General features: G+C 47.7%; 6 protein-coding genes. All 6 read left to right on the top strand.

The features are described from left to right. Positions 1 to 11 precede the first annotated feature (11 nt). The 6 genes from L3C95_RS11365 (at position 12) to L3C95_RS11330 (ending at position 12,470) form a co-directional block, all read left to right on the top strand. A complete protein-coding gene (locus tag L3C95_RS11365; RefSeq protein WP_236386100.1) occupies positions 12 to 1,022 on the top strand; it encodes a type IX secretion system membrane protein PorP/SprF in 1,011 nt (336 codons plus the stop codon). A 26-nt stretch (positions 1,023 to 1,048) separates the two neighbouring features. Then, positions 1,049 to 3,346, top strand: a complete 2,298-nt coding sequence (locus L3C95_RS11360; protein WP_236386101.1) for an OmpA family protein — start codon at positions 1,049 to 1,051, stop codon at positions 3,344 to 3,346. Between the two features lie 320 nt (positions 3,347 to 3,666). Beyond that, on the top strand, positions 3,667 to 7,755 hold the full coding sequence (locus L3C95_RS11355; RefSeq protein WP_317207684.1) for a glycosyl hydrolase family 18 protein: 4,089 nt from the start codon (positions 3,667 to 3,669) through the stop codon (positions 7,753 to 7,755). A gap of 234 nt (positions 7,756 to 7,989) precedes the next feature. Further along, the gene (locus L3C95_RS11340; RefSeq protein WP_236386102.1) at positions 7,990 to 9,444 is read left to right on the top strand and encodes a T9SS type A sorting domain-containing protein; all 1,455 of its coding nucleotides are present in this window, start codon (positions 7,990 to 7,992) and stop codon (positions 9,442 to 9,444) included. A gap of 158 nt (positions 9,445 to 9,602) precedes the next feature. Beyond that, positions 9,603 to 11,219, top strand: coding sequence for a glycosyl hydrolase family 18 protein (locus L3C95_RS11335; RefSeq protein WP_236386103.1), 1,617 nt, complete (start codon positions 9,603 to 9,605; stop codon positions 11,217 to 11,219). 81 nt (positions 11,220 to 11,300) lie between these two features. Then, positions 11,301 to 12,470 carry a carbohydrate-binding protein gene (locus L3C95_RS11330; RefSeq protein WP_236386104.1) on the top strand — a complete coding sequence of 390 codons (1,170 nt, stop codon included), beginning with the start codon at positions 11,301 to 11,303 and terminating at the stop codon, positions 12,468 to 12,470. Positions 12,471 to 12,508: the final 38 nt, after the last annotated feature.

The raw sequence follows: 12,508 nt of genomic DNA, 5'->3' as shown, positions 1-12,508 counted from the left end.
AAAGTGCAATTATGTACATGACAAAAAAATGGTTTACTGTAGTATTATTACTTTGCCTGGCAGCAGGTTCCCGTGCACAGCAAAGTGTCCAGTTCAGCCAGTATATCTTTAACGGATTGAGCATCAATCCCGCATATGCAGGTTATAAGGATGTACTGCATCTTAACGCCGCTTACCGCCAGCAGTGGACCGGTATAGACGGTGCTCCACGTACTGCCAGTGTATCGCTGGACGGTCCACTGAACAGAGGTAACAAAGACGCAAACGTTGGTCTGGGTGTACAGGCCATGATGGATAACCTCGGTCCTCAGAGCGCTGTTTCTCTTTATGCTTCCTATGCATATCGTATACGCCTCGATGAAGAAGACACGCGCCGCCTGTGCCTCGGTATCGGCGTAGGTGCAACACAGTATGGCCTGAGCGGTAAAGACCTGATCTACCTGGATAACGGCGACCGTATCATTCCTGATGGTTCTGCCAAGTCTACCGCTCCTGATGCACGTGTAGGTATCTATTACTATACTCCTTCACTTTATATTGGTCTCTCTGCACTGGATCTCTTCTCCAAGTACAGTAGCTCCGGTTATAAATGGAGAGGATATACATATGAAAGTATCCGCAGAAAACAACATGTTTATTTAACTGCAGGTTACATGTTCCCGGTGAATGATAACATTTACCTCAAACCATCAGTGCTGTTCAAAACCGACTTCGCAGGTCCTGCAGGTCTGGACGCAACATTGATGATGCACATTGATGAACTTTTATGGATTGGCGGTTCCTACAGAACGAATCTCTCTGTATTCAACAAGAAATCAGTTGTAAGTAATACATCACTTGACAAGGCCAATGCGGCAAGTGCTATCCTCGAATATTACGTCTCTCCCAAGTTCCGTGTAGGTTATTCCTATGACTACAGCATGAACAAACTGGCAGGTATACAGGGCGGCTCGCATGAACTTTCGATCGGTCTATTATTTAATTCAAAGCTTTTCAGCACATCCAATCCCCGCTATTTTTAATATTTAAAAGATCATCAAATCTCGATATGCTACGTTGTTACGCGATATTATTATGCACCACTCTGATGGTTCCGGTGATGCTGTTTGGCCAGGAGCAGAAAAGCGTGCGGGTAAGGGCTGATGAGGCTTTTGAAAGACAGGAGTATGCTGTTGCAGGGTCCCTGTATGGCAGGATCATTGCAAAGAAGAAAACCAAAACTTCTATTGATCTCCTGGAACGTATAGCTCTCTGTAACCGTGAAATTGGCCAGTATGAAGACGCTGCCTTCTGGTATGAGAAAATGGATCAACGTCCGGATTGTCCGCCAGTGGCACATCTGCAATATGGAGAAATATTAAAAAGTGCAGGTAAATATGTTGAAGCAAAACAACAGATAGCCAAATTTAAAAGTTCAAAGCCAGATAGTGTCCGCCTGGCGAACGCTATGATGGCTGGCTGTGACAGTGCTATCGCATGGAAGACCAACCGTCTCGACATGGCGATGGAGAACATCAAGGAACTGAGTTCTTCCGGCTCGGATTACGTAAGCGGTGTAACAAGGCAGGGTCTCCTCCTGGTATCCAACGGCTACCGTAAAATGACCATGAACCTGTTGCCTGAGAAGAATCCCAAAATTGATACACGTACCAATCAGCCCTATTACAAGGCATATATCTTTAAACAATATTCACAGGGCGTGGCCAATACTTTCGTTGAAGAAGTAGTGCCGCAATTATTAGCCCTGGTACCTTATCACATCGGACCTGTATGTTTTAACGCCAGGGAAGATACCATCTATGTAACACTGAACTCATGGCAGCAGGATATCGCCAACCGTAAGAAACGCGGTCCTGTAAATGGTGAACGTACAATGATGGTGTTCTGGTCTGTGAAATCAGGTGATGAGTGGAGACCACTCGAACCACTGAAAGAGATCAACTCCAACGGTGCTTCTACCGGGCACGTTGCCCTCAGCCGCGATGGCAGGACCATGTACTTTGCTTCCAACAGAAAAGGCGGTCAGGGTAAAATGGACATCTGGTTCAGTGAAAAACAGAAGAACGGCAGATGGGGTAAACCTAAGAACTGCGGTCCGATCATCAACACTCCTTTCGATGAAGCATTCCCGACCTATAATGAAGAAGACATGTTGTACTTCTCCAGTAAAGGTCATCCGGGTATGGGAGGTTTTGACATCTTCCGTGTAGCCGGTAAGGGAACTGAATGGCATCGCCTGCAGAACCTGCGCTATCCGTTCAACTCCGGTGGCGATGATCTGGGTTTCATCATGAAGGCGAATATGTATGAAGGTTACTTCTCTTCCAACCGTCCCGGCGGCGGTGGTAGTGACGATATCTACCGTTTCATGGATACTCACTTCACAGAAAGGTTCAACAACGACCAGGGTATCCAGCCTTATAAAGATCCGGAGCCGGGATCAAATCCAAACCCGGTTATACTGGCACAGAACAAGCCTGCTGATAAACCACAGGTGGCAGAATCAACAGGGGTGGCAACGCCTAAACCGGATGAACCGGTGGTGGTATCTCCGAGACAAACTGTAACTGCGCCGATCAGCTTACCGGGAACAGTGGCTACTACTACAACTCCGGCAAAACCTGCTGACGAACCAGTGGTACACTCTCCGAAACAGCCTGTAAGTGCTCCGATAGATATTCCATCTACAGTTAGTACTACACAGCACCCGGTTTCAGAACCACTGGTAGCTAAAAACGAACCTGCGAGCGAGCCGGTTAAAGAACCGGTAAAAACGCCTGTCAAGCGTACACCTCCTGTTAAACCAGGAACCGGCAAACCAGTGAAGACGCCTGTGGTAGCTCCTCCAGTACCTGTAAACGAGCCAAAATCAGAATACGAACCAGAACCAGTTGCAGAAAAACCAGCTGAGAAGATCGAAACTGTAGCCGTTGCACAGCCGCAACAAACCAGACAGGATATTGAAATGTCAGAAATGGACCATGCTATCCAGAACAAAATGGAGAATATGGAGTTCTACTACGACTATAACAGTGCTATCCTGACCACTAAGTCAAGGAACCTGCTGGATAGGGTTGCCGTGGTGCTGAACCAGTACCCTGACTGGAAACTGCAGATACGTTCCTACACCGATAGCCGTGGTTCTGACGCCTATAATAAGGACCTCTCTGCTTTACGTTGCTACGCAGTAATTGACTACCTGGTAAGAAAAGGTGTAGCTTCAAACAGACTTTACTACGAGAATATCGGTAAAGATCCCGAAGATCCATGCGGTAAAGGTGCACCTTGTACGGATGAACAGTACATGCGCGCAAGACGTACCATGTTGAAAATCATTCACAAGTAAGATCGTACTACCAGAATAAAGGAACGCCCTCCCGGTACAATACCGGGAGGGCGTTTTGCATATAACAAAAAAAATTATTTTTGGGATGGTACCATACCACGTTAGGTACGACACCTTTATAGAGAGTCTGGAAAAGAGCGAACTAAAGAGTTTTTTGTATTAACCATACGCCTTAAAATACCATTTGCCTGTGAAGACCGGTCTTATATCTGCACATACTTACTTAAAGAGCAACCTGACGTAACAACAACCTGTGGCTTGGATTATTGTAAGCAGAAATAAACCAGTAGTTCCATATCGTCTCAAAAAAACCGTTATAAATGAAAGTAAATTCTACCTTTCGTAGCGCATTGTCATACCATCGCGTAAGACATGCCTTGCTGGTACTGCTCCTCATGCTGGGCATATCCCCCCTCATGGCGCAGGTAAGTCCGCAGGTGCCCGCAACGACAAAGAACCACAACAAACAGGTGATAGGATATATCACCCAATGGGATGCCTGGAAAGACGTGGCTGGCATCGTGCCCAAAGGAGGTTATAACCAACTGAACGTGGATTATTCGCAGTACACCATCCTTAACTTCTCCTTCTTCGGTGTAGCGAAAGACGGTTCCTTGCACAGTGGGGACTTCCGCAACAAAAATATTTACCAGGTGGGCGCTGTACAGGAACCCGGTGCGCTCGTAAATGAGGACATTTACAGCAGCTGGGATATGTTCCTGCTATATGGTGAGCTGGATGCTCCATTATATTATATCTCTGAAGGCAGTTATGCCTATACCCTGGGATACCGTAATGAAGGCAGCGGCTGGAAAAACGTTAACACCGGCAAAACCGGCGCTTTCCCTTTATCTGTTCCTAAACAGGGTGGTGCACAGGGCGTACTCGACCTGGCTCATTCCAAAGGTGTAAAAGTAATGGCTTCCATCGGTGGCTGGAGTATGTGTAAACACTACCCTGAAATGGCTGCCGACGCTACCAAACGGGCTAAGTTTGTGGCCAATTGCGTTGACCTGATCAACATGGGCTTTGACGGTATCGACTTCGACTGGGAATATCCTAACGATCCAGGTATGAACATTGAAAGATACAGCACTGCCGACTATAACAACTTTGCAACGCTGGTAGAAGCAGTAAGAGCCGCTATTGGTCCGAATAAACTGATCACAGCTGCATTCGCCGCTTCTCCTGCCAAACTGCAGGGTTTCAACTGGTCTCGTCTGAATAATTCAATGAATTATTACAACATGATGACCTACGACTACAATGGCGGATGGTCTAATAAAGCTGGTCACAACGCTCCACTGTACGACTATCCGGGTGCAGAATACAGCAACTTCTCCGTAGATGCTACTGTGAAAGCGCTGAAAGCCCTGGGCGTAAACATGTCTAAAGTGAACATCGGTGCTCCTTTCTATGGCCGTGGTGTAGTAACCAGCGGTGCGGCTGCACTGAATGCTGCTACTACCAAACGTGCTGAGACTGTACAACCGGATGGTCCTATCCAGACCTGCGCTGACTATACCAACTGGGCGAAAGACCTGTGGGATGGTACACCTAACTACAGTTACATTCTGCAGCAAACAAGTTCTGGCTGGACTGAAGGCTGGGATGATGTTGCAAAAGTACCTTACAAAACAAAAGGCAATTATTTCCTGAGCTACGACAACGAACGTTCAGTAGGAGAGAAAGCTAAATATATCAAGGACAATGGACTGGCAGGTGTTATTATCTGGCAGGTATACGGAGACATGCTGAACATGACCAGCAGTACCGTTGCTAAGGGCAAGCTTATCTATTGTCCTAACACTACTTCTCCGCTTGTAAATAAGATCAATGCTGTATTTGCTGATGGCAGCACTCCGACCAACCAGCCACCATCAGTGAACCTGACTGCACCAACTGCAAATGCATCATTCACTGCACCTGCAAGCATCACTGTCAGCGCTAATGCTACAGACAGCGATGGCAGCATTGCCAAAGTTCAGTTCTTCAACGGCGCTACCAGTCTGGGTACCGCTACTGCTGCTCCATACAGCATTTCCTGGAGCAATGTAGCTGCAGGTACTTATAGCATCACTGCTGTAGCGACTGACAATGCAGGCGCTGTTACCACTTCATCTGCAGTATCAGTTACCGTAAAATCAGGTACTGTTGATCCTCCTCCTCCCGGCGGTAAAGTAGTGGTAGGTTACTGGCATAACTGGAACCTCGCTTCTGCTCCTTATATCCGCTTACGCGATGTAGACAGCCGTTTCAACGTGATAGAAGTAGCTTTCGGTACTACCGGCAGCGACTATTCTACTGTAAGCTTCACTCCGGAAGGAACAACCGTGGCAGATTTCAAAGCTGATATCGCTACGCTGCAGTCACAGGGTAGGAAAGTGTTACTGTCACTGGGTGGTGAGACTGGTACGCTCATGCTGAATACCACTGCCAATAAACAGTCTTTTGTTACCAGCATGAAAAACCTGCTGGATACTTACAACTTCGATGGTTTTGACATCGACATCGAAGGTGGTACCTCTTTGCAGCTGAACAATGGCGATAACAACTTTATGGCGCCAACTACGCCTAAAGTAGTGAACCTGATCGCAGCCGTGAAAGAGATCGTTGCTTACCGTCAGGCACAGGGTAAAACCTGTCTGCTGACAATGGCGCCTGAAACTTACTATGTACAGACAGCTTACGGCGCTACCTATTCTCCGCTGGTAGGTGCTTATCTGCCTATCATCTATGGTCTGCGTAACGAACTGTCCTGGATACAGCCGCAGCTGTACAATACCGGTTCTGTAATGGGCCTGGACAACAAGGTATACAACTCAGCAACAGCTGACTTCATCGTATCTATGACTGAGATGCTGTTACAGGGCTTCCCTGTATCAGGTACCAGCCAGACTTTCCCTGCACTGCGTGAAGATCAGGTAGCATTCGGTCTGCCTGCTGCTCCTGGTGCTGCTGGTAGTGGTTATACTGCTCCTGCCGAAGTAAAGAAAGCACTTAACTATCTGACCAAAGGGCAATCATACGGTGGTGGATACACCCTGCGTAAAGCAGCTGGTTATCCCGGTCTGCGTGGTATCATGACATGGTCTGTAAACTGGGATAAAGTGAACAACAGCGAGTTTGCTGCCAACTACTATCCTTATTTCTTCGGTTCTACTCCGGGCAACCAGTCTCCGGTAGTGAGCATCACTTCTCCGGCTGCAGGCGCTGCTTTCACTGCACCGGCTTCCATCACTATCACTGCAAGTGCATCTGATGCTGATGGTACTGTTTCTAAAGTTGAATTCTATAATGGCGCGACCAGATTAGGTCAGGCCACTAGTGCTCCCTATACCTATACATGGACTAACGTAACAGCAGGCACTTATAGCCTTACTGCTGTTGCTACTGATAATGGCGGTGCTGTTGCCACATCATCTGCAGTATCAGTTACAGTAAACGGCACAGGTGGCAATACCTGCGACGGTATTGCTGCCTGGTCAGCTACCGCTGTTTACACTGCTAACATGCAGGCAGTTTACAACGGTAAGATCTATAAGGCCAACTGGTGGACACAGGGCGACCAACCTGATACCCACAGCGGCGCCGGTCAGGTTTGGGCATATGTAAGTGATTGCGGCGGTACTAATCCTGGCAACCAGGCTCCTGCTGTAAGCATCACTTCTCCTGCCAGCGGTGCTACATTTACAGCTCCTGCTACAGTAACCATCCAGGCTACTGCTTCAGATGCTGACGGTACCGTGTCTAAAGTTGAATTCTTCAACGGCAGCACTAAACTGGGCGAAGCTACTGTAAGTCCTTATTCTTACACCTGGAGCAATGTTGCAGCCGGTTCTTACAGCATCACTGCTAAGGCTACCGACAATGGCAACGCTTCAACTACCAGCGGTACAGTAACTATCACAGTAGGCGGTGGCAACACCGGTAACTGTGCAGGTGTGCCAACTTACCAGCCATATCCTGCCGTGTACAACATGGGCGATAAAGTGGTATACAATGGTAACCTGTATGAAAGCCTGTCCAACGGACTGTATAACGTAACTCCTGGTACAGCTGACTGGTGGTGGAAACCACTGGGTGCATGCGGAGCAAGTGCTGCAACCGTAGCAGCCGTATCTCCTGCGCCTGACAATGTTGTAAATGAGAAAGTACTAGTATTCCCTAACCCGCTGACAGGTACTACACTGAAAGTACAGTTCAACGCTGCAGCAGGCGAGAAAGTACTGATCGAACTGTGGAGCACCGGTGGAAGTGCCGTGATCCGCAAACAATACATCGCGGCATCCAAAGGCCAGCAAACAGTTGATCTGGATGTTTCTCAGGTACCAGCAGGTTCCTGGATACTGAAAACAAGTCATCTGAAGAGCGGTCGTAAGGGTACTGCGAAAGTAGTGCGCCTGTAAGAGGTAATTTAGAAGTCAGAGAATCAGGAACTGAGAATGTCATTCTTAGTTCCTGATTCTTAACTTTTAATTACTGATTTTTCTATCAACCATATCATTAAAACGAGAGTCTGTATGCTGCTTTTTACACCTTCCAATACTGTAATTCTTTAAGTGCTCTTTCTGTGGAGCCGGCCATAAGGCCCCTTCACTTCCCTCGAAATAATTTATCGCTGATGCTAAAATTCCATAGGTATGATTAAAAATTTTACACATTTATGTATTAAGAGCTTTATTATTCCTGTCCTGATTGCAGCCGGCCACCTAACGGTGCTGGCGCAATCAGGTATTTACGGAGGCGGCCCCATTTACAAGAACCGCAGTTATGCTATCAATGAACTGAGAAATTCAGGATACACCTATGTAGTGGTGTGGACCATTCACATTGATGCCAGCGGCAACTTTAACTTCAATGCTGAATTCCCCCTGGTGCAGAATGGCGCCTATGTTGGGGGCAGTTCCTATCCCAATTTTGTGGATGACATGGCGCGGCTGAAGTCTGCGCCCACTACCATCAACAGGCTGGAGTTCTGTCTCAGCGCCTGGGGATCTTCTACCTTTACCAACATAAAAAATCTCATTGCTGCGCAGGGTACAGGTAGCAGCAGTATCCTGTACCGTAACTTCCATGCATTGCGGAATACCTTCCCGATGGTGGATGCGATAGGCTTTGATGATGAAAGTGCGTACGACGTAAGTTCGGCTACCGCGCTGGCAGTCATGCTGGGCAATCTGGGTTTTAAAGTCAGCCTGGTGCCCTATACCAATTCCGGTTTCTGGACAAGCGTAGCTACCAATACCAATAACCAGCGCCCCGGAACGGTTGACAGGATAGACCTCCAGTGTTATTCCGGTGGCCGCAACAATTCTCCCTGCAACTGGAACTTCGGTACAATACCGGTGTATGCCGGTTTGTGGGATGCAGAGAAAACAACCGCACAGGTACAAAGCCAGCTGACCACCTGGAAGAATACGTGCAGTGCACGTATCAAGGGCGGTTTTATGTGGCTGTATGATGATATTGATAACAGTACACAAACCGCAGCTTATGCAACCGCTATCAGGAACGTATTTGGCGGTGGTACCCTCAATACGGCTGCTGCTACGTTTTACAGGGATTGCAATTACGGCGGACTGGCAATCAGTTTGCCGACAGGCGATTATACTCTTGCCAGACTGCTTTCCTTTGGCATCAGGAACGATGAAATTTCATCAGTAAATGTAAACAGCGGATATAGTACACGCCTCTACGTAAACGATAACTTTGGTGGCAATTCCCTCGCGCTTACAGCCAGTAATGACTGCCTCGTAGATGAAGGCTGGAACGACCTGGCAAGCTCCCTGATCATCCGTGCCGGTTCCGGTGCACGAACTGCTGATAATGCAGTACAGAAGACCAGCATTCCTTCGGCGCCGTTAGTAAAAGGATTTATCCTTTATCCTAATCCTGCGAACAGTCAGTTGATACTGGCCGCAGATGAGGACCTAACCGGCGTATTCATGCAGGTATTTGACATGACAGGAAGAGCGGTCCTCTCGTTCAGGAATACCAATAACAGGCTGGATCTTTCCAGGCTGCGGCCGGGCGTATATACGCTTGTATTTAACAGGAGCGGCAACAAGGTGTCCCGGCAGTTTATTAAGCAATAACCATTTGAAATATATCCTGATTACAAGTTCTGCTTTACACTTCTTGTACATGAGCGTATAAAGGGAAACACATCTCTGTCCGGAGGCAATAGTGGAACTTGTAATATGGCATGCACGGTTCATGACCGGCTTATTTTTTATCCCTCAAAACACAAAGCATGAAAACAACGAAATGGATCAAGGCGTGTCTGCTGCTGGCAGCAGGTGCGTTTATCTCCGTACAGACATTTGCCCAATTCAAGGTAGTAGGCTATATGCCTTCCTGGTCGGGCAGTGTGAGTGCCATTCAGTACAGCAAACTGACGCACATTAACTACTCTTTCGCATTACCAACTTCTACAGGTGGCCTCCAGGCCATCGAAAATCCTTCCAAATTATCCAGCCTGGTTAGCAGCGCTCATGCCAATGGCGTGAAAGTGCTGATAGCAGTGGGTGGTTGGAACAATGGTAACGATGGCGCGTTTGAAGCACTTGCTGCAAATGCCACCTATCGTACCAATTTCGTTAATACCATGATGAGTTTCGTAAACCAATACGGGCTGGATGGTGTGGACATCGACTGGGAATATCCGGACGCTGGTGCATCTGCAAATAACTACCTGTTATTGATGCAGCAGTTGTCAACTGCGCTTCACAACCAGGGAAAACTGCTGACAGCAGCAGTTGTTGGTACCGGTGGCGCCAGCATCCTGAACGGAGTATTCAATGTAGTTGATTTCCTTAACCTCATGGCTTATGATTATAATAATTACGAACACTCTACCTACAATTATGCATCTCAGTCGCTGTCTTACTGGGTTGGCAGGGGTCTGCCTAAGGCAAAAGCTATATTAGGTGTGCCTTTCTATGCCCGTCCATCATGGAACAGCTATGCAACATTGTTGTCACAGGGCGCCAGCCCAAATTCCGATTATTTCGGAAGTGACTATTACAATGGTATTCCTACCATCAAAGCTAAAACCAACCTGGCATTCGATCAGGGCGGTGGTATCATGATGTGGGAACTGTCTCAGGATGTTAACAACGCTAACTCGCTGCTGAGTGCTATCTACCAGGTGAAAATTGACCGTGGTGGTGGTACGAATCCTCAGCCCGGTTCAGTGATCCAGGCAGAAAGCTATAGTTCTATGTCAGGTGTACAAACGGAAGCCTGCACCGATGAAGGTGGTGGATCTAACGTAGGTTACATCGAAACCGGCGACTGGATGGCATATTCCAGCATTAACTTCCCGACTTCCGGTACTTACAAGGTAGAGTACAGGGTAGCCAGCCAGAGCACTGGTGGTCAGTTATCACTCGACCTTAATTCAGGTTCTATTGTACTGGGTTACCTGAACGTACCTGCTACCGGTGGATGGCAGACCTGGACCACTATTTCACACAACGTGAATGTGGCTACTGCAGGTACTTATTCTGTAGGGATCTATGCACAGGCAGGTGGCTGGAACATTAACTGGTTCCGTATTACAAAAGTATCTACTGCTGCTGCTGCTACTGTAGCTGCAACAAATCCGAAAGACGTGGTATTCGAAAATAAAGTGGCTGAAAAAGCGCCTTTATTATATCCGAACCCGGTTGCTACTTCACTGAACCTGAAAGGTGACTTTAACCAGCCAGGTGGTATTATCACTATCTATGACCTGAACGGTAAACAGGTGCTGAACGCCAAAGGTGGTGTCAGCAACATCAGCGTAGATGGTCTTCCTTCCGGTACATACCTGCTGGTATATACGAAAGGTGATAAGAAAGTGACCCAGAAATTCGTGAAGAGATAATATAAACTGTAGTCTCCGGCAGAGAGTGTTTCCCTTTTTACACAGTCCCTTTTATTAACCATTTAAAAACAAAACCCTTTTATGATGAGATCACTAAAATTGTCCCTCATGTTAACCGCTGGTCTGGCGCTTGCAGGGAGCGCCGCATCAGCCCAGAACTGGCAGCTGGTCTGGCAGGACGAATTTACGAACAGTATAGGCCCCGATTGGGTATTCGAAACCGGTACCGGTTCCGGCGGATGGGGCAACAATGAATTACAGTACTATCGTCAGGAAAACGCTTCAATTGAAAATGGCCAGCTTGTGATCACTGCCAAACAGGAGAGCTTTGGTGGCATGAACTACACCTCTGCCCGTATGAAAACCCAGGGCAGAAAATCATGGACATACGGCAAGATAGAGGCACGTATTGCCATACCTTCTTTCCAGGGCTCATGGCCTGCATTCTGGATGCTGGGTAGCAACATCGCCCAGATCGGATGGCCGTCCTGCGGAGAAATAGATATCATGGAACATGTGAACACAAATGCAGAAGTAAATGGAACTGTACACTGGACAGGCACCAATGGCCTCCATGCTTCCTATGGAAGCACTACGCCGGTGAATGTGACCGGGTACCATGTCTATACCGTTGAGTGGGATGCCAATGCCATTAAATGGTTTGTAGACGGCGTACAGTACAACGTGATCAACATTGCCAACAATGTAGGCAGTACAGAAGAGTTCCATCGCGATTTCTTTATCCTGCTCAACTTTGCGATCGGTGGTAACTGGCCTGGCTTTACCGTGAACAATGGTGCGTTGCCGGCTAAAATGTATGTGGATTATGTAAGAGTATACCAGAACGGTGGCGGCACCAATCCGGGCTTCTCCACTACCATCCAGGCAGAGTCTTACAGCGCTATGTCTGGTGTACAGGTGGAAGCTACCACTGATGCAGGTGGCGGTTCAAACGTAGGGTACATTGAAACAGGCGACTGGATGGCGTATCCCGCTGTTACTATTCCTACTACCGGCACTTACAGGGTAGAATACCGTGTAGCCAGCCAGAATGGCGGCGGCCGTTTGTCGCTCGATGTAAATGCTGGCGCTAACGTGCTCGGTTACGTTGACATTCCTTCCACAGGGGGATGGCAGAACTGGACCACCGTTTCACACAACGTTACTATCAACGCCGGTACTTACAACTTCGGCATCTTCGCCCAATCCGGTGGATGGAACATTAACTGGTTCCGCATCACCAAATTGTAAACCACATCCTTTATTAAAAAACGTAAAACAGTTTACCC

The organism is Chitinophaga filiformis (assembly GCF_021646545.1).
In the GTDB taxonomy this organism is placed as follows: Bacteria; Bacteroidota; Bacteroidia; order Chitinophagales; family Chitinophagaceae; genus Chitinophaga; species Chitinophaga filiformis_A.
Note: the sequence above shows the minus strand (reverse complement) of the source record. Positions and strands in the feature narration are given on the sequence as shown.

Bases quoted from the DNA above. Each gene is read 5' to 3' on its own strand.
- L3C95_RS11335 (WP_236386103.1), top strand. From the start codon at position 9,603: ATGAAAACAACGAAATGGATCAAGGCGTGTCTGCTGCTGGCAGCAGGT.
- L3C95_RS11330 (WP_236386104.1), top strand. From the start codon at position 11,301: ATGATGAGATCACTAAAATTGTCCCTCATGTTAACCGCTGGTCTGGCG.
- L3C95_RS11340 (WP_236386102.1), top strand. From the start codon at position 7,990: ATGATTAAAAATTTTACACATTTATGTATTAAGAGCTTTATTATTCCT.
- L3C95_RS11360 (WP_236386101.1), top strand. From the start codon at position 1,049: ATGCTACGTTGTTACGCGATATTATTATGCACCACTCTGATGGTTCCG.
- L3C95_RS11355 (WP_317207684.1), top strand. From the start codon at position 3,667: ATGAAAGTAAATTCTACCTTTCGTAGCGCATTGTCATACCATCGCGTA.
- L3C95_RS11365 (WP_236386100.1), top strand. From the start codon at position 12: ATGTACATGACAAAAAAATGGTTTACTGTAGTATTATTACTTTGCCTG.